This window comes from Kribbella antibiotica, assembly GCF_004349055.1.
Classification (GTDB): domain Bacteria; phylum Actinomycetota; class Actinomycetes; order Propionibacteriales; family Kribbellaceae; genus Kribbella; species Kribbella antibiotica.
This window is the reverse complement of sequence record NZ_SMKX01000095.1, coordinates 1-25,410: the sequence shown is the minus strand read 5'-3', so window position 1 is coordinate 25,410 and position 25,410 is coordinate 1. Positions and strand designations below refer to the sequence as shown.

Below are 25,410 nucleotides of genomic sequence, written 5' to 3'. Positions count from 1 at the left end.
ATGGGGGCGGACGCTCAGAGCAGGTCGAAGAGCTCGGTCGCGTCGGGTTCGTCGTCGGCACCGCCGGCGATCAGGTCGTCGACCAGGTGGGCGAGCTGCGCAACGGTCCGGTTCTGGTACACCATCGGCAGCATCAGCGAGATGTCCCACAGCTCCTGGACCTCGGTCGCCATCGATGCCACCAGCAACGAATGGCCGCCGAGACCGAAGAAGTCGTCGTGGATGCCGACCTGGTCGAGCTTCAGCAACCTGGCCCAGATCCCGGCGAGCACGCCTTCGGTCGGAGTGGTCGGCGGTGCGTAAGCCTCGGACTTCCTGGCCTGCTGCACGATGTCGGACAGACTCGGCAGCGCCTTCCGGTCCACCTTCCCGTTCGGCGTCAGCGGCAGCTCCGGCAACGTGACGAAGTACGTCGGTACGGCGTACTCCGGCAACCGTTCGAGCAGGTGGGCCCGTAGCACGTCGTCTCGTACCGGCTGCCCGGCCGACGGAGTCAGGAAGGCCGTCAGCCGCTTGTCGGTCGACGTGACCTCGTGCATCACCACCAGGCACGACCCGACGTCCGGATGCTCGGCGAGGACGGATTCGATCTCCCCGATCTCGATGCGATGGCCACGGATCTTCACCTGGTGGTCCGTGCGACCGACGTACTCGATGGCGCCGTCCGGGCGGAACCTGGCCAGGTCGCCGGTCGCGTACAGGCGACCTCGCCCGAACGGGTCGGCCACGAAGCGTTCGGCGGTCAGGTCCGGGCGAGCCAGGTAGCCACGGGCTAGCTGTACACCGCCGATGAACAACTCACCGATCACGCCGTCGGGAACGGGAGACATCGTGGTGTCGAGGACGTACAGCTGGGTGTTCGCGACCGGACGGCCGATCGGAACCGTCGTTGCTCCAGGCATGCATTCCCAGTAGCTCACGTCGACCGATGCCTCGGTCGGGCCGTAGAGGTTGTGCAGGCGCGTCCGTGGCAGCAGCTGCTCGAACTGCGCCTGGACGTCGGGCGGCAGTGCCTCGCCGCTGCACATCACGTCACGAAGGCTGCGGCAGCGCTCGGTCGCCGACCGCTGTTGGAGGAACGTCACCAGCATCGAGGGCACGAAGTGCATCACGCTGATGCTTTGCGCGTCGATCAGTTCAGCCAGGTACGCCGGATCCTTGTGCCCACCCGGCGATGCGAGGTGCAGTCGCGCGCCGGCGACGAGTGGCCAGAAGAACTCCCAGACCGAGACGTCGAAGCTGAACGGTGTCTTCTGCAGGACGTGATCGTGGTGCTGGAGCTGGTAGGTGTTCTGCATCCACAGCAGCCGGTTGCAGATACCGCGATGAGACAGCATCGCGCCTTTGGGTCGGCCGGTCGAACCCGACGTGTAGATGACGTAGGCGAGGTTGTCCGGGCCGGCACTGACATCGGGCGCCGGCCCGTCAGTGGTCTCGAGTGTGCTGATGTCGGCATCGGTCAGTGTGATGGTGAGGTTCGCGTTCTCGGCGATGTACCGCAGTCGGTCTGCCGGGTACTCGGGATCGAGCGGCACGTAGGCACCACCGGCCTTGAGGATGCCGAGCAGGCCGATCACGAGATCGAGCGAGCGGTTCATGCAGATTCCGACCGGTGTCTCCGGACCGACACCCCGATCGGCGAGGACCCGCGCGAGACTGTTGGCCCGCCGGTCAAGCTCGGCGTATGTCAGTTGCTGGTCCTCGAAGGACACCGCGACGCGATCCGGGACGGTTCGGGCCTGCTCTTCGAAGAGGTGGTGCAGGAGAACCGGTCGTGCGGTGGATTCGTCCTCGGTGGCGTTGCGGGTCTCGAGGATCGTGGTCCGCTCGGTCGGGGTGAGGAGCGGGAGCTGGGCGATCGGCGTAGCCGGAGCGTCGACGGCCGTGGCGAGCAGCGTCCGCAGGTGTTCATCGAGCCCGGCGATTGTCGCCGGCCCGAACAGATCGGTCCCGTACTCGAAGGTGAACTGCAGCCGCCCTTGCCGGCGCGTGATGCTGAGGCCCAGGTCGAACTTCGACACACCGATTCCCGCGTCCGTGACGTCGTGGATCCAGTCCGGCTGATCCGTCGGATCGTCGAAGAGCTTGTCGAGGCCGGTGAACATCACCTGGAACACCGGACTGTGACTCAGGCTGCGGTCCGGACGGAGCTCCTCGACGATGCGATCGAAGGGCACCTCCTGGTGGCTCTGGGCCTCCAGCAGCTTTCGGCGTACCTGATCGACCACTCCGCCGAAGGTCGGTTCGCCGCTCAGATTCACACAGAGCGGCACCGTGTTGACGAGGAAGCCGATCAGCGGCTCGGTCTCGACCCGCCCCCGGTTGGCGACCGGGATACCGATCACCACCTTGTCCTGTCCGCTGTAGCGCGACAGGACAATCGCGAAGGCGCTGAGCACGGTCACGAACGAGGTCGTCCGATGCGACCGGCTCAGGAGGTCGAGCCGTTTCCCCACTGCGGTTGGCAGCGAGGAAACCGTGGTGGCGCCTCGATGACTCTGGACTGCAGGCCGGGGGTGATCGGTCGGCAGCGAGATCAACGCCGGCGCATCGGCCAGATGTTCGGTCCAGTAGTCCAGGTGCGGACGGAGGCGCTCCTCCTCGAGCCACTGCGCTTGCCAGGCTGCGTAATCGGCGTACTGGATCGGTAGCGGGGCAAGGACGGTCTCGGGGGAGTCGTAGAGCTTGAAGAGTTCGTCGTTGAGGATTCCCATCGAGTAGCCGTCGATGATCGCGTGGTGCGCGCTGAACGCCAGCAGTGATTCGCTGTCCGGCAGCTGGATCAGCAGGACGCGGAACAGCGGGCCCGCTGCGAGATCGAACGGCTCGAGCCACAGGTCGTGCGTGAGTGCCTGGACTGCTTCACGATGCCGCGCAGCCGGTTCGCCCGACAGATCGGACACAGCCAGTACGACGCTGCCGGGGTCGGCGATCGTCTGCCACAACTGGCCCGAGGACGACGTCAGCGTGGTGCGCAGGCTCTCGTGACGCTCGATGAGTGTCGCCAGCGCAGCCCGGAGTCGTTCGGGATCGATCGAGGTGTGCTTGTACAGCAACCAGCCGACGGTGTAGAGCGCGCTGTCGGGCCGAAGCTGCTCCAGATACCAGACTCGACGTTGATCGAACGTTGCAGGGACAGCCTGGTCCCGTGGAACCGGAACCAGCGGAACGTTCGCATGATCCTGCTCGCGCGCCAGACTGTCGATCGTTGCCGCGACCTGGGCGATCGTCGGCTGCTCGAACAGAACCCGGACCGGGAGGTCGACCGCGAACGCCTGCTGAACCCGGGCCACCACCTTGACCGCGAGCAGGGAGTGCCCGCCGAGGACGAAGAAGTCGTCGTACACGCCGTGCACCGGATGGTGCAGGACGTCCGACCAGATCGCTGCCAGGGTCGCCTCGGTCTCGGTGCGCGGCGGGACGTTGTCATCGGCAACAGGTTCGGTCGCGTCGTCGGGAAGCGGGAGGACCTTCCGGTTCACCTTTCCGTTGCTGTTGAGCGGCAGCCGGTCGAGGTAGACGAACGCGGACGGAACCATGTACGGCAGAAGGTGCTTCCGCAGGTGGGCTCGCAGCACCTCGCTGAGTTCGGGCGTGACCGCGTCGGCGACGACGTACGCCACGAGACGCCGGCTCGAACCGTCCGGCTGGGCGAGGGTGGCGCAGCCACGCACCGCGGGGTGCTGCTCCAGGACGGCGTCGATCTCTCCGAGTTCCATCCGGAAGCCGCGGATCTTCACCTGGTTGTCGGTCCGGCCGACGAACTCGATGTTGCCGTCGGCAAGCAAGCGGACGAGGTCACCGCTCTTGTACAGCCGGCCGCCGGGTTCGCCGAACGGGTCGGCGACGAAGACGTCCGCGGTGAGGTCCGGCCGGTTGAGATACCCACGGGTGACTCCGACGCCGCCGATGTAGAGCTCGCCGGGGACACCGGCAGGTACTGGCCGCAGGGCGGCGTCGAGGACGTAGGTGCGGACGTTGGTGATCGGGCGGCCGATGTGGATCGTTTCGAGGGACTCGTCGGTCTGCGTCCCCGTGGCGAAGATCGTGGTCTCGGTCGGTCCGTAGACGTTGAAGAAGGTGCGGCCCGGCGCCCACGTGCGGATCAGATCGGCCGGATAGGCCTCGCCGCCGACCACGAGGGTGCGCAGGTGCGGCAGCGATGCGTCGGACGGGAGGGTCGCCAAGGCGCCTGGCGTGAAGTTGAGGCTCTCGATGGACCGTTCGACGAGAACGTCGTACAGGTCGTTGCCGATCATGCGGACGTCGCCGGGTGGCAGGTGCAGGGTCCCGCCGGTCATCAGGGGGAGCAGCACCTCCCAGACCGAGAAGTCGAAACTCAGCGAGGCGACCTGCAGCACGTTCTGCGGTTCGGTGAAGCAACCGTGCCGGCGGATCCAGGGCACGACGTGGCCGAGGCATCGATGGGCGACCATCACACCCTTCGGCTTCCCCGTGGATCCCGACGTGTAGATGATGTACGCCAGGTTGTCCGGCGTCAGCGTGGTCAGCGGCGCTTCGGTCCGATCCGAGGCGACGGACGACCACTCGGTGTCGAGGCAGAGTGTGGGCAGCTCGTCGGCCGGTACGCCGGCCAGCAGGTGCGACTGCGTCAACAGCAGGCGGAGCCCGGCGTCCTGGGCGACGAAGGACAACCGCTCGAGCGGATTGCGCGGGTCGAGCGGGACATAGCCCCCACCGGCCTTGAGGACGCCGAGCAGGCCGATGATGCCTTCCAGCGAACGGTCGACGCACAGGCCGACGAGCACCTCGGGACCGATACCTCGATCCTGGAGCCAGTGCGCCAGCTGATTCGCGCGCTGGTCCAGTTCGCGATAGGTGAGCTGCTGCTCGTCCTGCACGATCGCGATGGCGTCCGGTGTCGCGAGTGTCTGGTCCCCGATCAGTTCGTGCAGGTAGGGGACATCGTCGTACGACGTGCTGTCCGTGCTCCAGTCGTCGAGAGCACGACCGCGTTCGTCGTCGGTGAGCATCTGCAGCTGGGCCAGGGGCTTGTCCGGAGACACCACGAGCCCTCGGCAGAGTTGCCGCAGGTGCGTGAAGATCGCCTCGACCAGCCGATCGTCGTACCGCAGCGGATCGAAGAAGATGCTGACGCCGAGTTGCTCTCCACCTGTGATGACGACAGTGAGTGGATAGTGCGTCTGCTCGAGTGAACCGACCGCATCGAGCTTCAGCCCGCTCTCGCGGTCCGGCCGCTCCGGGTAGTTCTCGAAGACGAAGAGGGTGTCGAACAGCGGCGTGTTGGGCGGGAGATCGCTCCAGCGCCGGACCTGACCGAGTGGGCTGTAGTCGTACTGGCGGAGCTGGACACTCTGCTCCTGCAACTGCCGCAGCCACTCGAGTGCAGTGGTCCGACGGGGAATCCGGACCCGGAGCGGAAGCGTGTTGATGAACAGACCGGCCATGTCTTCGATGCCGAGAATGTCGGCCGGGCGCCCGGAGCTGACCGTGCCGAACACGACATCGTCGGAGTTGGTGTAGCTCCCGAGCAGTAGTCCCCAGGCACCTTGCAGCACGGCGTTGACCGTCAGGCCGTGCTGCTGGGCGAAGCTGCGTAGCCCGCTGGTCTCGGCCGCGGTGAGGAAGAACTCGCGCCGGGCTTGAGGAACGGGTTCACCGGTACCGGCGGTGCTCCGGTTGCTGATCGGAGTCGGAGCCTCGAGTCCCTCGAGCGTCTCCCGCCAGTAGAGCTCGGCCGCTTGGAGATCCTGGCCGGCCAGCCATTCGACGTACTCGCGATAGGGCAGGACGGGCAGATCGTCGAGGGAACGACCTTGGACCAGGGCGTCGTAGTGCCGGGCGGCGTCGTCGAGGAGGAGGCTGATGCTCCAGCCGTCGAGGATGGCGTGATGAGCGCTCCAGACCAGGCGATAGCCGGCGTCGCCGGTCCGAGCGAGGAGCATCCACCACTGCGGGATGTCGTCCGACGAGAAGCCGGTCGCCCGATCCTCGTCCAGGTAACTGTCCAGGCGGTCGCCGTCACGCCAGTCCTCGGCCCACAACGGGACCTCGATCGTGTCGAAGACCACCTGCAGGGCCTGGCCGGTGTCGGTCTCCCAGAATCCGGTCCGCAGGATCGGATGCCGGGACATCACCTGTGACCAGGCTTGCCGGAAGAGCTCGACATCGAGGATCTGCTCGATCTCGACGATCAGTTGGACGTGGTAGACGCCTTGGCCCGGCGCGTACTGGCTTTGGAAGCGCAACCCCTGCTGGATGGGAGTCTGCGGGTAGCAGTCCGTCAGCGGGCGGCGCGAGGTGTTCGGTCGCCGGTCGCGAACGTCGGCGACGAGCGCGTCGAGCTGTGGCTGAGTCAGGCTGGTGAGTGGGAAGTCGGAGGGGCTGTAGCCGTTGACGTCCGCGGAGCGTGCCGCCGCGATCAGTTGCCGGAGTACGTCGAGGGCGTGGTCGGCGAGCTGACGGATCGTGCTCTCGTGATGAGCGTCCTCGCCGTACGTCCACCGCAGGTGCAGCCGGCCCTCGTGGAGGTGGCTGACGATGTCGATCAGGTACGGACGACGGTTGGCGGCGTTCTCCTCGGGACCGGTCGCTTCCGATGCTGTGACCGCGTGACCGATCCGGCCGAGGTGGTTGAAGCTGATCTGGGCCGGGGACGCGGGGAGTTCGGGGCCTTGGGCAAGCAACCCGTAGCCGATGCCCTGCCGCGGCCGGTTGCGGAGGAGGTCCTTGATCAGCTTCAGCCCGGTCGCGGGCTCATCCGGAACCGGCAGCCGGACAGGGGAGACGGTGGTGAACCAGCCGACCGTGCGCGACACGTCGAGGTCGTCGAAGAGATCCTCGCGGCCGTGCCCCTCGAGGCCGATGCTGACGTGACTGTCCTTGGTCCAGGCACCGACGGCCGAAGCGAGGGCGGTCAGCAGGACGTCGTTGATCTGCGTGTTGAACGTCGCGGGGAGCTCGGACAGCAGCGCCTGCGTGTCCTCGGGGCCGAGGACCACGTCATGGTGCCGACTGCGACCTACGGTGTTGTGCTCGACGGTGCCGTCGATGGGAAGCGGCTGCGTCGGTGCGGTCTGCTCGTTCCAGTACGGGAGCTCCGCAGGATCTGCGGCCTGGTTGAGCCGGGCGGCCCACAACTGCCAGGAAGTGGTCTTGGTGGGAAGCGTCAGCGCCTGCCCTTGTTCCGCCTGGGCGGCGAGTGTCGCGAGGTCTTCCAGGAGGATCTGCCAGGAGACGACGTCGACTACCAGGTGATGCGCGACAAGCAAGAGCTTGCTCGGACCGGTGAACAGGACGGCTCGGAACAGCGGTGCTTCAGACAGGTCGAAGCCTGCCTGCGTCTCGGCCGCGATGTCGCCGATCTCGCCTGCGTGGACCTGGAGGTGGACAGCATCCGGGAGGCCGGCGATGTCAGCGGTTCCATCGGTGGCGAAGCGAGTTCGCAGCGCGTCGTGATGTTCCAGCAGCCGCACCAGGACGCGTTCCCACTGCGTTGCTTCCAGCCGGGCGGGTACGTCGATCAGCACGGACTGGTTGAAGTGGTGCGGATGGGTGAACTCCTGGTCGAAGAACCATCGCTGGATCGGGGTCGGCTCGACCGGACCGGTGACCGTCCCCTGGTCGTGCAGCAGCAGACTCGGCGCTGCCTGCTGTTGCACGCTCGGGGCCAGACGGGCAATCGTCTGGTGCTCGAAGAGTTGCTTCACGGTGAACCGCAGACCGAGCTGCTTGGCGCGGAACGTGACCTGCAGGCTCAGGATCGAGTCGCCGCCCAGCGCGAAGAAGCTGTCGTGGACACCGACGGGCCGATCCAGGTCCAGCACAGTTCGCCAGATCTCCGCCAGCTGTGCCTCCACCGGGGTCCGGGGCGCGACGTACTCGGGTCCTGCTGCCTGCCCTTCCCAGCTGACCGCGGCGAGGGCCTGCCGGTCGACCTTGCCGTTCGTGGTGACCGGCAGATCCTTCAGTACGACGAAGACGCCCGGGATCATGTACTCCGGCAGCCGGTCGCTCAGGAACGACCGGAGGTCCTCGGCGGTCGCGTCACCCCGTTGCTTGAGGTAGGCAACGAGTTGTTTCGTGCGGGTGTTCTCGTGCAGCAGCACCGCGGCGTGGCGCACGTCCGGGTGCTGTTCGAGGGTCGCCTCGATCTCGCCGAGTTCGACCCGGAAACCGCGGATCTTGACCTGGTCGTCGACGCGACCGAGAAGTTCGATGTTCCCGTCCGCGCGTCGCCGGGCCAGGTCTCCGGTGCGGTACAGGCGGCTACCGTCTGCGGCGAACGGGTTGGCGACAAAAGCGTCGGCGGTCAGGTCGGGCCGTCCCAGGTATCCGCGCGCCACGCCGGATCCACCGACGTACAACTCACCGGCGGCGCCTTCGGGTAGCGGTTGATGGCTGGAGTCCAGGATGTACAGCTGCGTGCCGTTGAGGGGCCGGCCGATGTGGACCCGGTCCAGGTCGGCGGTGTAGCGAGCCAGGCAGACCCCGATCGTGGTCTCGGTCGGGCCGTAACCGTTGACGAAGATCCGTCCGGGCGCCCAGATGCGCACGAGGTCGAGTGGGCATGGCTCTCCGCCGACGGTCAGGCAACGGACGGCGGACAGCGAGTCCTCGGGCAGCGTGGCCAACGCCGAAGGCGTCAGGCTGACGTTCTCGACGCCCTGCTCCTGGAGGAGATCGGCGAGGGCGGCGCCCAGCATCGGCAGGTCCGGCGGTGGCAGGACGACGGTGCCGCCGGACAGCAATGCCATCGCGAGTTCCCACACCGAGATGTCGAAGTTCAGCGAGGTCCCTTGCAGCACTCGCTGCGGGGTGTCCAAGCCGTAGTTCTGGTGCTGCCACCGAGCGAGGGCGCGGAAGCCACGATGCGTCACGGACACGCCTTTGGGCCGTCCGGTCGAACCGGACGTGTACATCACATAGGCGAGGTCGTCGACGCTGCTCTGCTGGTCGGGAAGCGGGTCCGCGTGCGGCACGAGTTCGGTCCGCAGGTCCTCGACGATCACCACGGTCGCGTCGGTCTTCGGTAGCGCCTCAAGCGCCGAGTGCTGGGCGAGTACGACGGGTATCGCGGCATCCGTGACCATGTAGGCCAGCCGATCCCGCGGATAGGCCGGGTCGAGCGGCACATAGGCACCGCCGGCTTTGAGAATGGCCAGCAGACTGATGACCATCTCCAGCGAGCGGGACACGCAGAGCCCGACCAGGCTCTCCCGGCCGACGCCGCGGTCGCGCAGGTGATGGGCCAGCCGGTTCGACCACTGGTCGAGAGCCGCGTAGGTCAGGTGGGTGTCCCCGAACGTGACCGCCACCCGGTCGGGGTACTGGGCAGCCTGGTCGCGGAACAGCTGGTGGAACGGGACCGGAGCGTCCTTGAGCTGCTGGAGCCGTTCGCGCAGGGACGCCTGCTGTTCGGCCGACAGGTTTCCGAGTTGCTGGGACAGCGATTCAGTCATGGTTCACCTCGTCTGCATCGGTGGCGGCGTTCGACAGCAGGCGCTGGAGATCGTCGGGCGACAGGCCCTGGACCTCCGCCACGAGTTGTTCGAGCCGGCGTTCCGCCTCGGTCAGGACCGAGATCTCGCCGAGCCGGATTCCTGGGTTCTCGATGAGCTGGGCACAGATGAAGTCGACCTGGGCCAGCAGCCGGTCCGCGGACTCCGGGTCGATGCGGGCGGCGTCGTACTGGGCCGTGAGCCGGAGCGTTTCCTCGATCGTGACGACCAGGGCGAACGGGTAGTTGATCCGCTCCTCGGAGTCGACCATCTCGAACCGCAGGGTCGCGCCGTCGTCCCGGTCCACGGGGTAGTTCTCGAAGACGAAGAGCGTGTCGAAGAGCGGGGCATCGGCGGGCAGGGCAGTCCACCGCTGGATCTGGTTCAGTGGCGTGTAGTCGTACTGCCGCATCTGGACGTTGTGTTCCTGGAGCTCGCCAAGCCAGTTGACGGCGGGAGTGTGATGGAAGGTCCGGGTCCGGAGTGGGAGCGTGTTGATGAAGAGGCCGATCATGCTGTCGATCCCGTCGACCTGTGCCGGCCGGCCGGACGTGACCGTTCCGAATGTGATGTCTGTGCTGTTGGTATAGCGGCTCAGGAGTAGCGCCCAGGCACCCTGGAGCACCGTGTTGACGGTGAGCTGGTGCTGGTGCGCGAAGGCCTGGAGATCAGTCGTCCGGCTGGACGTAAAGGTGTAGGAGGCCTTCGATTGAGATGGTTGGCCGTCGATGTCGGTCGGGCTGAGCAGGGTAGGCCGTTCCAGGCCGTCGAGAGCCTTTCGCCAATAGGTCTCGGCTTGCCGGAGGTCCTGGTCCTGGAGCCAGGCGACATAGTCCCGGTACGACGTCGGCCGCTGCTCGTGATCGGTCGCGTCGGCGTAGAAGCGGGCGGCGTCGTTCAGGAGCAGGCTGATGCTCCAGCCGTCGAGGATGGCGTGGTGGGCGCTCCAGACGAGGTGATAACCGCTCTCGTCGGTGCGAGCGAGGAGCATTCTCCACTGCGGCGCTTCGTCCGGGGCGAAGCCTGTGGAGCGGTCGTGTGCGAGGTATGTCTCGAGCCCGTGCTGCTGCTCGTCGGCCGATCGGTCTCGCCAGTCCTGGACGTCCAGTGGGACAGCGAGACTGTGCCAGACCAGCTGGAGCGGCGCGCTGCCCGCGGCTTGCCCGAAGCTGGTGCGAAGGATCGCGTGCCGCTGCATGACGTGTGACCAGGCTCGGCGGAACCGCCCGACATCGAGCTTCTGGTCGATCCGGAAGATCAGCTGGACGTGGTAGTGGCCTTCCCCTTGCGCGTACTGGCTCTGGAAGAGCAGCCCTTGCTGGACGAGCGTCTGGGGATAGCAGTCCGCGAGGGGGCGATGGCGGGAGCTCTCACGCCAGGCGTCATGCCGGCGTGCATCGTCGATGAGTGCATCGAGTTGTGATTGGGCGAGGCCGCTGAGCGGCAGGTCCGACGGGCTGTAGCCGTGGGTCGTGGTGTCCTTCGTGAGTTGCTCGAGGACCCGGAGGGTCTGTACGGCGACCTGCTTGATGGTCTTCTGCGTGTGCGCGGCAGGGTTGTAGCTCCAGCGCATGTGGAGTCTGCCGGAACGGATGTGACTGACGACCTCGATCGGGTACGGGCGCTGGTTCGCGGGATGCTGATCCGGGCCGGCCTGTCCTGAGGACCGGGCGAAGCTACCGGCCGGAGTGTTGTCGAACTGCCCGAGGTAGTTGAAGCTGATCGGCGCGGGGGCCGTCGCCAGTTCGGGGCTGTGGGCAACCAATCCGTAGCCGATGCCGTGGCGTGGCCGGCTCCGCAGCAGTTCTTTGATCTGCTTGAGGCCGGCACCGAGATCGCCGGCCGCTGGGACCGGCAGGCGAACCGGCGAGATCGTGGTGAACCAGCCAACGGTGCGGGACAGGTCGACATCGTCGAAGAGATCCTCGCGGCCGTGGCCTTCGAGGTCGATCCGGATGTGTGAGTCCTTGGTGCGTTCACCCACGGCCGTTGCCACAGCGGTGAGCAATGCGTCGTTGATCTGCGTGTTGAAGACGGCCGGGAGGTCGTTGAGCACGGCGCGGGTCTCGTCGACTCCAAGGACAGCATCGTAGGTGCGGCTCCTTCCCACGGTGTCAGCTCCGCCAGGGCCGTCCAGGGGCAGCGGCCGAGTCGGTGCGGTGTGTTCGTTCCAGTAGGGGAGCTCGGCCGGGACCGCAGCCTCGTGCAGTCGCTGTGCCCAGTGCTGCCAGGACGTGGTCTTGGCCGGCAGGGCGAGCGGTTGGCCGGCGAGCGTCTGCTCGGCAAGGGTCTGGAGGTCGTCGAGAAGGATGTGCCAGGAGACAACGTCGACGACAAGGTGATGCGCGATGATCAGCAGCTTGTTCAGGCCACTGAACAAGACGGCGCGGACCAGGGGCGCCGCCGACAGGTCGAAGCTGGACTGGGCCTCGGCGGCGATGTCACCCAGGCCGCCGTCGTGGACCTGCCACGGCAGCTCGACCGGGAGCGCGACGATCTCCGCCGTACCGTCGTGATCGAAGCGGGTACGCAGGACGTCGTGGTGCTCCAGCAGCCGCTGCAGTACGCGCTGCCACTGGTCGGGGGCCAGCTCGGCGGTGACGTCGATCAGCACCGACTGGTTGAAATGGTGTGCGTGGGCGAGCGTCTGATCGAAGAACCACCGCTGGATCGGCGTCGTCGCGACCGGTCCGGCAACCGGGCCTTGGTCGGCTTGCAGGACCGGCGTGGCGTCCTGGTTCACGTGTGGAGCGAGCTCGGCGATCGTTTGGTGCTGGAAGAGTTGTTTGACGCTGAGATGCAGTCCGAGTTGTTTGGCGCGGAAGGTGACCTGCAGGCTCAGGATCGAGTCGCCGCCGATGGCGAAGAAGCTGTCGTGGACGCTGACCGGCCGGCTGCGTCGGAGGACTGTACGCCAGATGTCTGCGAGGTGTTTCTCCACGGTGCTGCGGGGCGCGACGTACTGGTGTGCAGCCGTGTCGTCGTGCCAGGGCAGCGCAGCCAGCGCTTTGCGATCGACCTTGCCGTTGGGGGTGAGCGGCAGCCTGCCGAGCGGGACGAAGCCGCTGGGAATCATGTAGCTGGGGAGCCGATTGCCGAGGTAGGACCTGAGGTCTGTCGCGTTGTCCCCGGCAACGAACGCGACCAGCTGCTTGGCGGGGCCGTCGTCGCGGACGAGTACCGCGGCGTCGCGCACGCTGGGGTGCTGAGCCAATGCGGTTTCGATCTCGCCCAGCTCGACCCGGAAGCCGCGGATCTTGACCTGACCGTCGGCGCGGCCGAGAAGCTCGATCGCTCCGTCGGTGCGCAACCGGGCCAGGTCGCCGGTCCGGTACAGCCGGCTGCCGTCTGCGCGGAACGGATCGGCGACGAACACGTCGGCGGTCACGTCCGGGCGGCCGAGGTACCCACGCGCCAGGCCGGTGCCTCCGATGTACAACTCACCGGCGACACCTGGCGGCACCGGGCGCATTCCGGTGTCGAGGACGATCGTCTGCATGTTGTCGAGCGCCGTACCGATCGGAATCGCCGACGGGAGTTCATCGCCCACCTCGATCCGGTACGTCGTGGCGAACGTGGTGGTTTCGGTGGGCCCGTAGCCGTCCACGACGACCAACCGGGGGCACGCCATACGGACTTGCCGGACAGCCTCCGCCTGGACCACATCGCCGCCGGTCCACACTTCCGACAGGCCTTCCAGGCAACCGGGATCTTCTTGGGCGAACAGATGGAACAGTGCCGCGGTGAGCCAGATCGCGGACAGACGGTGCGCTGCGACGAGTCGCCGTACCAGCTCTGGTGTCACTGGACCGGGCGGCGCGACCACGACCCGGCCGCCGGACAGCAGCGGCGCCCACAGCTCGTACGTCGAAGCGTCGAACGCCTGAGCCGAATGCAGCAGGACGCATTCGTGCCCTTGCGCGAAACGGGAATCCAGGGCCAGCCCGGCGACGTCGGCATGAGTGATCGCGACACCTTTGGGTCGACCCGTGGAGCCCGAGGTGTACATCACGTACGCGAGGTCGTCACCGGTGCTGGCGACCTCCGGTGCGCTGTCGGGGCAGTCCGCCAACTCGCAGCGGAGATCCTCGAGTGCGAGGACCGCTGCCTCGGTCTCAGGGAGTACGTCGAGGGTCGATCGCTGAGTGAGTACGACGGCCATCGTGGCGTCGGCGACCATGGCCGCGATCAGGTCGGCCGGGTAGCCGGGGTCGATCGGGACGTAGGCACCGCCGGCTTTGAGGATTGCCAGCTGGCAGACCACCTGGTCGAGCGACCGGGGCAGGCAGAGACCGACCAGGCTCTCCCGCCCGACACCGCGCCGGCGGAGGAGCTGGGCGAGCCGGTTGGCCTTGCGATCCAGCGCTGCGTACGTGAGCTCCGCACTGCCGAGCACCGCGGCGACCTGGTCCGGACAGCGGGCCGCGACGGCCTGGAACAGTTCGTGGACCGGTGCCGGGTGCAGTGCCCACTCGTTGCCGGCGCCGTGCGCGGCCTCGACGGTCTGGCGGCTCTCGGCATCGCTGATCATCGGGATCCGCTCGACGCGCTCCTCAGGGTGCGTCAGAACCGCATGCAGCAACTGCTCGAAGTGGTCGGCCATCCGGGCCACGGACTGTCGCTCGAACAGGTCGGTGCTGTACTCGAACCCGAACCGCATGCCGTCCGGTGTGGCCTGGATCATCAGGGTGAGGTCGAACCGCGAGACACCGACGCTCATCCCTTGCTCGACCATCCGGTGCATCCACGGCTTCGCCTCGGCCAGGGCCGCAGCGTGGTCGAGCAACGGCAGGCTCTCGTCGGCGAACATCACCTGGAACACCGGGTTGTAGCCGAGATCGCGGGTCGGCCGCAGCGCCTCGACGAGCCGCTCGAAGGGGATCTCCTGGTGACTCTGCGCGTCGAGGAGCTTGCGTCGTACCTGGCGCAGGACGTCCGCGAAACTGGGCCGGTCCCGCAGATCGATGCTGAGCGCAACCGTGCTGACCAGGAAGCCGATCATCGGCTCCAGTTCGGCACGATTCCGGTTGGCGATCGGTACGCCGATCACGACGACGTCCTGACCGCTGTAGCGGGACAGGAAGACGGCGAAGCTGCTGAGCAAGGTGATGTAGCTCGTCACCTGGTTGTCGCGGCTCAGCTGCGCCACCTGCTCGGTCAGCTCGGGGGAGAGCTGCCGGTTGAGGAAATCGCCGCGGAGGGTCTGCTCGGCGGGGCGCTCGAAGTCCGTCGGCAGGGTGAGCAGCTCCGGGGCGTCTGCGAGTTGTTCCTTCCAGTAGTCCACATGGAAGGCGAGCCGGTCCTCCTCGAGCCAATGCTGCTGCCAGAGCGCGTAGTCGGCGTACTGGACTGCGGGTTCCGGGAGGTTCACCGGTACGTCGTCGGCGAGTGCTCGGCAGATCTGCAGGAACTCCTGTCCGAACAAGCCGATCGAGTAACCGTCGAAGATCGTGTGGTGTGCGCTGAAGGCCACCACCTGCTCGGTCTCGGACAACGTGAGCAGCTTTGCGCGCAGCAACGGCCCGGCCAGGACGTCGAACGGTTGATCCCACCATTCCCGGATGTGGGCTTGCACATCCTCTTCGGTGCGGGCCGAGAAGTCGGCGGTCGGGAGGTCGACCCGCCACTGCTCGGCGATCACCTGCCAGACCTGGCCGTCGGCCTCGGAGAAGGTCGTCCGCAGTGGCTCGTGGCGCCGGATCATCTCGTGCAGCGCGGCGCTGACCCGCGCCGCCTCGACGTAGGCCGGTAACGGGATCAACCAGTTGACCGTGTACGACGTCGTTCCCGGCCGGAGCCGATCGATGAAGAACAACCGTTGCTGATCGAAGCTCGCGGGAAGCAGGCCGGCGCGTGGAGCGGGGGTGAGCGGGCGGTCGTCCAGCGGTGCCGAGGCAGCCTGCCGCTGCTGCAGCTCGACAGCCACCTGGGCGATCGTCGGATGATCGAAGAGCAGCCGGACCGGGATCTCCAGCCCGAAGACCGCACGGATCCGGGTCACCAGTTGTACGGCGAGGAGGGAGTGACCACCGAGGTCGAAGAAGTTGTCGAGGACGCCGATCGGTGTCCGGGCCAGAGTCTGCTCCCAGATCGAGACCAGCAACGCCTCGGTGGCGTTCCGGGCCGGCGCCCGGTGGGCGCCCTCGGCGGGAGCCGGTGCTGTCTGTTGCAGTAAGGCCTTCCGGTCGAGCTTGCCGCTCGACGTCACCGGCAAGGCATCGAGGGTGATCAACTCCGATGGCAGCATGTAGCCGGGGAGGCGCTCGGCCAGGTAGGCCTGGAGCTGCGGAATCAGGAGCTGCTGGATCTCGGCCTTCAGCGGCTGGTTGGCGTGGAGGGACCGGTCAGTGTCCTGTGCTGTAGCCAGTTCACCGGGCAGGTACTCGACCCCGGAGCGGACCAGCACTGCGCTGTAGCTGCCGTCCGGGCCGTGGTGGCCCCAGTCGAGGTGTACGTCGTACCCGGTTGCTGCCGCGAGATCCAGAAACTTCTCGGGATCGATGCCGGTCGCCGGTTCGAGCTGCTCGCGCCAGTCCTCGAGGGTGTCGGGGCCGGTGGTCGCCCGGAGCCAGTCCAGCAACTGAACGGCCTCGGCGACCCGGGCGTTCGGGATGTTCTCCAGCCGGAGGATGCCGGGACGCTCGGTGCCGAGGGCTTCGCGCAGGCTCGCCAGGTCCGTGCCCCAATCGACCGCAGGGACGGGGGTGGTCGTCACGGCCGGTCCGACGTGCAGGACGACTTGGTAGCGGAACCTCGACATCTCGGTGTGATCGCTGGTGCTGCGCGGCCGGATCTCCACCCGTGCGATCCGGCCGCTGTCCGTCGCCCAGTCCCGGAAGAACGCCGGCGCGACGGTCAGCTCCTCCTCGTGCAGCAGTCCACGCTGGACACGTTGGCTGAGCTGCTGCTTGGTCGTCGTCACCGGTACGCGACTGGCCACGACGTCGGCGTGGAAGGCCTCCAGCAAGGCGAAGCTGCGGACATCGCCGACAATGATCCGGCCTCCGTCCGAGACCCGGGCCAGCGCGCCGTCGAGCACCCGACGCAGGTAATCGGCGTCGGGGAAGTACTGGATCACCGAGTTGATGACGACCGTGTCGACCGTTGCTTCCGGCATCGAGTCGGGGTCGTCGGCCTCGCAGCGGGCCAGGACGACCTTCGCGCCGAGCTCCGGCTTCGAGTCGAGGTGCGATCGAACGGACTGGAGTGCGGCTGCGGAGAAGTCCGTCCCGTAGTAGGCGTCGCATTGTGGTGCTAGTGGGAAGAGCAGCAGGCCGGTGCCGCAGCCGATCTCGAGGATCGAGCGTGGCGCGTACTCGCGGACGAGAGCGACGGAGTCCTGTTGCCAGGCCTGCATCCGGTCACGCGGGATTGGCTGCCCGGTGTAGCTGCTGATCCAGCCAGAGAAGTCGTTACCGTCCTCGGCACGCGCGGCCGGGGCCGGGTCGAACGCGTCGTACACCTCACGCCAGTGCTCGATCCGTCCGTCGGCCAGCTCGTCGGTCGAGCCCTCGACCGCGGACCGGGCCTGCTGTGCGTGGGCCACCACGAAAGAAACCAGTGACTGGCTCCCGGTGCCGTCCGTCCGGACGATCGTCGCGGAGTCCTGGACGACCGGATGTTCGCTGAGCACGCCGTCGATCTCGCCGAGCTCGATCCGGTATCCGCGGATCTTCACCTGGGAGTCGAGCCGGCCGAGGAACTCCAGGTTGCCGTCCGGGCGCCAGCGCGCCATGTCGCCGGTCCGGTAGATCCGCTCGCCGGGGCTGTCGCCGTACGGGGAGGCGATGTACTTGCTTGCTGTCAGCAACGGATCTCCTGCGTAGCCGGCACTGAGGCAGGGACCGCCGATGTAGAGGTCGCCGGGGACGTCGACCGGGCACGGCCGCAGGCTCGGGTCGAGGACGTAGTAGCGGGCGTTCTGGATCGGCTTGCCGTAGGGAATGCTCGACCAGGCCGGGTCGACGCTGTCGATCGGGAAGAAGTTCGACCAGACGGTCGCCTCGGTGGCGCCGCCGAGGCCGACGACCTGGACGGAAGGGAAGGCCGCCTTCATCACCTCGGGGGACTGGACCGGGATCCAGTCACCGCTCATGAAGATCAGCCGGAGCGAATCCGAGACGACCGATGGTTCGGGGGGCAGGAAGGGGACGAGCTGCATCAGCGCGGCCGGTGCCGAGTCCCAGAAGGTGATGGGCTCGTCGGCGAGCCGGCGTAGCAGGTTCGCCGGTTCCTGGATGTCCGCACCCGTGGCGATCCGGATCGAACCGCCGGCGGCCAGGATGCCGAAGATGTCGTAGACGGACAGGTCGAACGTCAGCGCGGTGATGAACAGCATGCGATCGTTCGGGCCGATCGAGAACGTCGTGTTGACCCACTCGATCAGGTTCACTGCCGGAGAATGAGCGACCTCGACGCCCTTCGGCGTACCGGTGGATCCCGAGGTGAAGATGACGTAGGCGAGGTCCTCCGGCCGGCCTTCGCGCGGCGGGCGGGTGGACGGCATGTCGTCGACCGCGTTCACGGTGACGGCATGGGCAAGGACCGCCGGCCGCTCTGCGGTCAGCACCTGCGTGGCAAGCTGATCCTGGGTCAGCACGGTGGTGATCTGCAGCGCGTCGATGATCCAGTGCCAGCGTTTGACCGGTGCGCCGGCATCCAGTGGCACGTAGGTCGCGCCGGCCTTCAGGACGCCCAGCAAGGCGGGGATCATGTCCGTGCAGCGCTCCATCAGGACTGCGACGTGATCTCCGGGACCGAGCCCGAGCTTCCGCAGGTAATGCGCGACCTGGTTCGCGCGGTCGTCGACCTGTCGATAGGTCCGGCGCTCGTCCTCGAATAACAGGGCCAACGCGTCGGGTGCCCGATCGACCTGCCGCTCGAACAGTTGCTGGATGCAAAGATCCCGGCTGTACGGCGTTGCGGTGTCGTTCCACTGGTGGATGAGTTGTTCCGACTCGTCGGTCGTGATGACCTCGAGTTCGCCCAGCCGGGCGTCCGGCCGGCGGACGAGCTCTGCCAGGACGTGGCGGAGGTGGCCGGCCAGCCGGGCGATCGATGCCGCGGAGAATCGCTCGGTGTCGTAGTGGATGCTCACCTCGAGGCTCTCGCCCGGCGTCGCGACGATGCTGAGCGGGTAGGCCGGACGGCCCTCCGACCAGGTCCTCGTCATCCGGAACCGCCCTTGTTCTGCAGGGTTGCCGCCATCCTGATGATGCTGCTCGATCGTCAGTACATGGTCGAACAGGGCGGCACCGGAATCGATGCCGCTCCACTGCTGGATCAGGACCAGTGGGCAGAACTCGTGCTCCTGAACCAGCTCGTACCGTTCCTGCAGATCCCGCAGGAACTCGGCCCAGGGCTGTGCCGCGGGGACGGGGATGCGCAGCGGCAAAGTGTTGATGAGGAGTCCGGCAATGCCTTGTACGCCGGGAAGTTCGGCGGAGCGACCTGAACTGGTGACGCCGAGGACGACCTCGTCGGTCCCTCGGTAGCAGCTCAGAGCTGTGGCCCAGACTCCGCGAATCACCGTGTCGAGGGTGACCTCGTGCTGTTCCCCGGCGGCGTGCAAGGCAGCGGTCTCGTCGGCTGTCAGGATCAGCGACTCCTGCGCGTACACCGCCGGCGCCGATCCCTCGTTCGTTGCCGGTCTGTTCTCGAAGGGGAGTGGGCTCGCGGGCGCAACAGATCGAAGTTCGTTGCGCCAGAAGGATTCACCGGCTCCGAGGTCCTGGGCCTGCGACCAATCGGCGTACTCGCTGAACGACGGCGCTGGGGTGTCGTCGACTGCCTGGCCGGATTCCAAGCAGGCATAGGTTTTCTCGACCTCGCGGAGAACCGTGGCCTGACTCGTTGCGTCGAGCAAGATGTAGTGGAAGCTCCAGAGAATCTGGTGCCGGGTGTCTGTCAGCCGAGCGACTTCGAGTCTCCACAACGGTGCGTCGGACCAGGAGAACCCCTGCTCGAGATCCTTGTGGAGCAGTGCGGTCAGCGCTTCGGCCTGTTCCTCCGGGCTCGAGGAGCGCCAGTCGCCGTACTCGAGTGGAACGACCGGATCCGGCCGCACTGTCTGGACCGGCTCCTGTTCGGGCCTGGCGGGGAAGGTCGTGCGGAGGATCGCATGACGTTGCGCGACGTGTTGCCAGCTTCGCCGGAAGAAGTCGAGGTCGAATGCGCCGGCTACCTCGAGCACGGTCTGCACGTGGTAGAGCCCGGTCTTCGCGGCGGAGCGGGAGTGGAACAGGACGCCGCGCTGGGTGGCTGCCATCGGGTACGCAAGGGGCAACGTGCTCATGACTGCATTCCTCCGGATTCAGGGGAAGGGCGGTTCCGGCCCGGCCCGCACCCGATGGGTGCACAAGGGCGTGCCGAAATGTCCCCGATGAACCTCGCCGCCGAGGCCGGCGGAACCCTCGGCGAGCTGGTGCACTGGGTTATCGTTTCAGGGGCGAAAGCGGCGGAAGTGAATGCTTCGCCGGTCTTCGATAATTCAGGGTGCGCGGCGGGTGCGGCCCGGCCGCGGAACTAATTCAATGTTCATTGGGAATCCCTGCTGAATCAGTCCCTGTGGTCCTCACAGGTGACCGGACTTGGCTCGTTTCTCGAGCTCGGGGCGGAGTCCGTGTCACTCGGTATCGTCGTATGGGTAGCGGTTTTCGTCAACTCCGGATCGGCGGTTTAACAATCACCGGCGGGGAAATCGGGGACGGCCGCTGATGTCTCACGTGGTGTTCTTCGACACCGATTCCAGGGCTGGTCTGGACCCATTCATGAAGCGCGCTCATGGATTCTCTGATGCTTGAATCGCATTCATGGATTCGGCGGGAATTGCGGTGCAAATGATGAAGAGTACTCAGCGGTCGGCTGCCGGGTGTGCGGTCCGGCTGAGGGCTGCGACGACGATCGTTCTGGCCCAGGAGTGGTCGTCGATGTCTTCTGTGCCGTCGGTTTCGGTGAGGAGCAGGTCGAGGTGGTTCCAGAGGCCGGCCTTGCTCCACATCCGGAAGTGCCGGTGGGCGGTGGCCTGGGAGATGCCGAACGTCTGCGGAAGATGCCGCCAGGCGCAGTCGCTCGTGAGCACGAACACCACGGCAGTGAAGACCGTCCGGGCATTGGTCGGCGCCGTACCGCCGCCTTGTGGGCGGGAGGAGAATGACGGCAGCGCCGGTGCGACAAATGACCAGAGATTGTCCGATACCAAACGCTCGGACAATCCGGCGTCCTGGTGCTCGGGCGTACTGATTGTCGGCCTGGCGCCACGTGAGACGTTACCTGTCGACGGGCTGGACCGTTTTGTGGCCGCGGGCCACTTTTTTTGTGGCACGGTTCGCGATGACGGATCGGGATCGGTCGGCATAGACTCTGTTATGCCCGAGTGCGGCGCCAGCTGGCAACTCGGAATCGTCGATGCCCCGGACCACCGCTGAATGCCTTGCAGAGTAGGGGAATCCATCCATGGCGCTGACCGTCCTGAGCGATGTCGTCGTTGTTGTTGTGCTCGCAATTACGCATTGGTACCTCTTTCTTCGACTGGTAAAGAATGTGTTCCCGGCGAGCGGATGGGGTCGGCGGGCCGGCGCGTTGGTGGTGCTGCTGCTCTTCGCGATCGCTGTCGGTGCGATGGTGGCCGGGCCGTACGAGGCGCCGTTCGGAGTCGTGCGGATCATTGCCTTGCCAGGTTTTGCCTGGCTTACTCCGCTGCTGTATCTGACGGGTGTGATGCTGCTCGGCGAGCTCGTTCGTCCACTGCTGCTGCGGATTCTCGCCCGCCGGGACGACGGCAGTTCGCCGCCGGCCGCCGTACGGGAGGACGGAGTCAAGGATCCAGATCTGTCCCGCCGGGTCTTCGTGGCCAGGACGGTGGCCATCGGCGGGACTGCTGTCGCCGCTATCGCTTCGGTCGATGCGATGGCAGCCGCGCCGCCGCCGCCCACTGCGTCAGGGGTCGAGCCGGTCGAGATCGCGTTGCCTTTCGAGGGGCGGTGGTGGGTCCGCAACAGCCCGGCCCGCCAGGTTCCCAGCCATGGCACCGACCTGTTCGGCGGGCGGTATGCCATTGACTTCGTCGGCGTCGATGAACGGCATCGCACCGCCGGGAGCAGCAACTGGCGATCGCTCTTCACTACCGAACCTCCCGAACTGTTCTTTGCCTTCGGCCGTCCGGTGCTGGCACCGGTCGACGGAGTCGTCGTTGCCGTTCACGACGGCGAGATCGACCACGAAGCACGTCGCTCGCGGCTTGCGCTCGTGCCGTACGCCTTGACCCAGGCGAGCCGGCTCCGCGAAGGTGTCCCTGGACTGGCCGGCAATCACGTGGTCATCTCGCTTCCGGGCGGGGCTGCGTTCGTCACCTTGTGTCACCTGCAGGCGGGATCGATCCGGGTGACCGTCGGGCAGAAGGTTGCCCTGGGCCACCATATTGCGAACTGTGGTAACTCCGGGAACTCGACCCAGCCGCATGTTCACCTGCAGGTCACCGACAGCGCGGACCTGCCGACCGCGCGCGGCGTCCCCCTGGTGTTCCGCCGCTTCCGCGAGTGGTCGGCCGGGTCGGACCAGGCCCGCGCCCGCGAGCACGCCGTACCGGGAGAGAACGCAATCATCGAAGCTTTCTGATGAGCCCTTGTGAGGAGAGTTCATGCGCACTTCATCAACACGCCCCTGGCTGAAAGCGGTCGTCGCCCTGACCGTCGGATCCGCACTGATGGCCGGGCAGTCTGTGGCCTCGGCGGACGAGCAGTCCGCTGACGCGGTGCCTGGCAGTTATGTGGTGCTGTTCGCCGGCGACGCTCGACCGAATGTTGCCGAGCGGTACGGCGTTCGCGTCGTGACGACGTTCGCGGCCCTGCATGGTGTGGTGGTCGAGGCGGATCGTGAGCAGGCGCTGCGGATGGCGTCGGATCCGTCGATCGACCTCGTCGAGCAGAACACCAGGGTTCGACGTGCCGGCGAGACAAGGTCGACGCGATCGGCGCCGGTGTCCTGCGGCTTGGACAGGATCGATCAGGTCGCTCTGCCTCTGGACGGCAAGTATCGAGTCCCTGCGGGCGCGGGTGCCGGCGTGAACGTCTATGTCATCGACTCCGGTATCGACTACACCCACCCGGACCTGCGGCCGCGTGCCCGCCCGGGCTTCGATGCCTTCGGGGGCAACGGCAGTGACCAGAACGGCAACGGCACCCACCTGGCCGGGATCATCGGTGGCACCCGGTACGGGGTCGCCAAGAAAGCGAACCTGATCTCGGTGAAGGTCCTCGACGGGGACGGCGGTGGCACGCTGGCCGGCGTCCTGGCCGGGATCGACTGGGTCACCGCCCATGCCGCTCGGCCTTCGGTCGCCAACTTCGTCATCGGCTACACCCTCAGCGACGCTCTCGACGAGGCAGTGCGCAACTCGATCGCGGCCGGTGTCACATATGTACTGTCGGCCGGCGCCAGCACTCATGATGTGAGTACCACCTCGCCCGCGCGGGTCGGCGAGGCGATCACCGTCGGAGCATCGGACTGTCGCGATCGAGTCGCCGCGTTCAGCAACTACGGTGCGGGTTTGGATCTTTATGCTCCTGGGGTGGACATCACGTCCGACTGGCCAGGTGGCGGGACGAGCGTTCAGGAGGGCACGAACGTTTCAGCGGCCCACGGATCGGGTGCCGCGGCGTTGTACCTCAACGGGCACCCGCGGGCCACGCCGGCCGAGGTCGCGAAGGCTCTGACCTCGGCCGCCGTACCCGGAGCTCTGGCCGGTGTGCCGACCCCGGAGACTCCGAACCGGCTCCTGCAGGTCGCCCGTCGGTCGAGGTGAGCTCACGTCGCTACTTCGTGCGGACACCGTTGTCCTTGATACATCTCGATCAGTTCGAAGAACGCCTTGGCCGGGCCGATGGGGGTGTTGTGCCTGGTGATCAGGCTGAGGTAGCGGTGGGTCGCAGGGGTGACGGGGATCGCTGTCAGACCTTGTGGGTCGGCGAACGAGAGCTCAGGGATGATCGTGACGCCGACCTGCTCGCGCACGAGGGCAAGCAGCGTGCTCATATCCCGGATACGGAGCTTGGGGTGCAACGGCAGACCTGCTGTGCAGTAGAGCCGGCGGATGAGCGACTCGCAGCCTCCGTCGGAGAGGATGAACGGCTCGTCGGCGAGGTCGGTGAGGCTGAGGGACGTCGCTTGCGCGAGTGCGTGCTCCCGGTTCACCACGGCGACCAGCCGGTCCTCGGCCAACGGGATACCTCGCTCGAATTCCGCCGTACTGCTCACGGCCAGATCTGCGATCTCCTCGTCGACCCACTTGGTCACCTCCTCGTCGGTCCCTTCGAGCAACACAACCTCGACGTCGGGGTAGCGGCGCCCGAACTCGGCGATCAGCGGCGCCAGCAACTGGCACACGTGCGGCACGCAGGCAAGCCGTAGCCGCCCGAAGTGCCGGCCGGTCACCGTGGCCGCATCCTCGACGATCCGATCGATCCGGCGCAGCGCCTCCCGCGCATGCGGCAGCATCCGCTCACCATGCGCCGTCAGCCCACCCCCGGCCCGGCCTCGATGAATCAAGGGCAGCCCGAGCTCCCGCTCCAGCGAGGCCACCGCGTGGCTCGCCCCGGACTGGGTCACCCCGAGCATCGCCGCCGCCCGCGTGAAGCTGCCCTCGTCGACAACGCACACGAACGTCCGCAACTGCGCCAGATTCAAGTCACCGTCTCCGTCCCGAACCCGAAATATAATGCTGCAGAATTGGTCTAGTTGGTAATTAAGCCACAGATCCACCCCGCGGAAAAGCTCATCATCAGACGTCCTACGTCTACATCGATGAACCCCGCCGTGACGCTCGGTGAGTGTTGCTGGTGGTGTCAAGGGCATCACCAACCTGCAAACCGGCCCCGTCCTGGCCGCTAGCTGACGATGTGTTTCTTCAGTGCGGTGTGGTACGTGGCGACCTCGGCATAGACGCCTGGGTGGCCGGGCTCGGCGCAGCCGACGCCCCAGGAGACGACGCCGAAGTGGCGGCCGTTCCGGACGAGAGGGCCGCCGGAGTCTCCCTGGCAGGAGTCTTTGACGCCTTCCTTGTAGCCGGCGCAGATCTCCCCGCGCGGGATGTAGTTGCGGTCCTTGTACACCTGCTGACAGTAGGCGTCACCGAGCACCGGTACGACGAGTTTCTGGAAGGTCCCGAGGGGGCCGGTGCCCTTGGTGTTGCCCCAGCCGTAGACGGTCGGTTTGGCGCCGACGGCGTCGGCTGCGGGGTTAGCCTCGAGCGGCAGTGTCGGGACACCGGTGAACGGGGTGGCCAGTGTCAGTACGGCGATGTCGTGGCCCGGCTTCGTGCCGTAGTCCGGGTCCGCCCAGATCTTGGAGATCTTCGAGGTCTTGCCGACCGAGGTGCTGAGCTTGTCGCGCCCTTGGACTGCTGTGTAGGTGTCTTCTGGCAGGTTGGCGCAGTGGGCCGCGGTGACCAGCTTGTCGGGTCGGACGAGAGTAGCGCCGCAGAGCTGTTCGTCTGGGCTGGCCGACATGCTGTTGTTGAGTGCGATCGCCCAGGGGGCCTTTGCCGTGGAGGCTTTCGTTCCACCGACGATCGATGCCGACGGCGGCTTCGGCTCGGCGGCATGAGCCGTGGCTGCTGCTCCGGCCGTTGCTGCGACCAAGATGACGGCAGCGGTCGCGGTTCGGGCGAGCTTGAGCTTCCCTGTCATTCCACACTCCAGAGTGATGTCGAGGAGGCCGCCAGGACGCGGCCCCACATACGCACTGGAAGACTCGCTAAGCCGCTGATTGGGAGACACAAACCCGGTACTTCGTTCAGAAGGAGGAGCGGGTTCGTCCTTCTGGGGGACGGATCAGGGGGCGACCGCGCGGGGTATGTTCAGTTCGGGCGGGCCTAGGGGGTTTTGGGCATGGGCGAGTGATCCACGGGGCTTGGCCGCGTGGATCACTCGGG

At 66.7% G+C, this 25,410-nt stretch carries 7 protein-coding genes; 2 read left to right on the top strand and 5 right to left on the bottom strand.

The window, feature by feature from the left end; translation table 11 throughout:
* Window positions 1-14: 14 nt before the first annotated feature.
* From E1263_RS27310 to E1263_RS42875, 3 genes are all read right to left on the bottom strand, one after another.
* Window positions 15-9,443: a non-ribosomal peptide synthetase gene (locus tag E1263_RS27310; RefSeq protein ID WP_132172383.1), complete on the bottom strand. Its 9,429-nt coding sequence runs from the start codon at window positions 9,441-9,443 to the stop codon at window positions 15-17.
* Window positions 9,436-19,776 (bottom strand): non-ribosomal peptide synthetase, encoded by a 10,341-nt coding sequence (locus E1263_RS27305; protein ID WP_132172381.1) that lies wholly within the window; start codon window positions 19,774-19,776, stop codon window positions 9,436-9,438. Before E1263_RS27305 ends, E1263_RS27310 begins: the two co-directional genes overlap by 8 nt.
* Window positions 19,777-20,334: 558 nt before the next feature.
* Entirely contained in the window at window positions 20,335-20,694 is a 360-nt protein-coding gene (locus E1263_RS42875) for a transposase (protein ID WP_165956765.1), read from the bottom strand.
* A 242-nt stretch (window positions 20,695-20,936) separates the two neighbouring features.
* Here E1263_RS42875 and E1263_RS43805 point away from each other — a divergent pair, with 242 nt between their 5' ends.
* Together E1263_RS43805 and E1263_RS27290 are read left to right on the top strand one after the other, a co-directional pair.
* The gene (locus E1263_RS43805) at window positions 20,937-22,097 is read left to right on the top strand and encodes a M23 family metallopeptidase (protein ID WP_238161575.1); all 1,161 of its coding nucleotides are present in this window, start codon (window positions 20,937-20,939) and stop codon (window positions 22,095-22,097) included.
* A gap of 22 nt (window positions 22,098-22,119) precedes the next feature.
* The gene (locus tag E1263_RS27290; protein WP_132172377.1) at window positions 22,120-23,283 is read left to right on the top strand and encodes a S8 family peptidase; all 1,164 of its coding nucleotides are present in this window, start codon (window positions 22,120-22,122) and stop codon (window positions 23,281-23,283) included.
* A gap of 2 nt (window positions 23,284-23,285) precedes the next feature.
* On the opposite strand, the gene E1263_RS27285 is transcribed toward E1263_RS27290, so the two are convergent.
* Both E1263_RS27285 and E1263_RS27280 read right to left on the bottom strand, forming a co-directional pair.
* The gene (locus E1263_RS27285) at window positions 23,286-24,164 is read right to left on the bottom strand and encodes a LysR family transcriptional regulator (protein WP_165956764.1); all 879 of its coding nucleotides are present in this window, start codon (window positions 24,162-24,164) and stop codon (window positions 23,286-23,288) included.
* Between the two features lie 200 nt (window positions 24,165-24,364).
* Entirely contained in the window at window positions 24,365-25,165 is an 801-nt protein-coding gene (locus tag E1263_RS27280; protein WP_132172373.1) for a S1 family peptidase, read from the bottom strand.
* Between the last annotated feature and the right edge of the window lie 245 nt (window positions 25,166-25,410).

Bases quoted from the DNA above. Each gene is read 5' to 3' on its own strand.
- E1263_RS27310 (WP_132172383.1), bottom strand. From the start codon at position 9,443: ATGACTGAATCGCTGTCCCAGCAACTCGGAAACCTGTCGGCCGAACAG.
- E1263_RS27305 (WP_132172381.1), bottom strand. From the start codon at position 19,776: ATGAGCACGTTGCCCCTTGCGTACCCGATGGCAGCCACCCAGCGCGGC.
- E1263_RS43805 (WP_238161575.1), top strand. From the start codon at position 20,937: ATGGCGCTGACCGTCCTGAGCGATGTCGTCGTTGTTGTTGTGCTCGCA.
- E1263_RS27290 (WP_132172377.1), top strand. From the start codon at position 22,120: ATGCGCACTTCATCAACACGCCCCTGGCTGAAAGCGGTCGTCGCCCTG.
- E1263_RS27280 (WP_132172373.1), bottom strand. From the start codon at position 25,165: ATGACAGGGAAGCTCAAGCTCGCCCGAACCGCGACCGCTGCCGTCATC.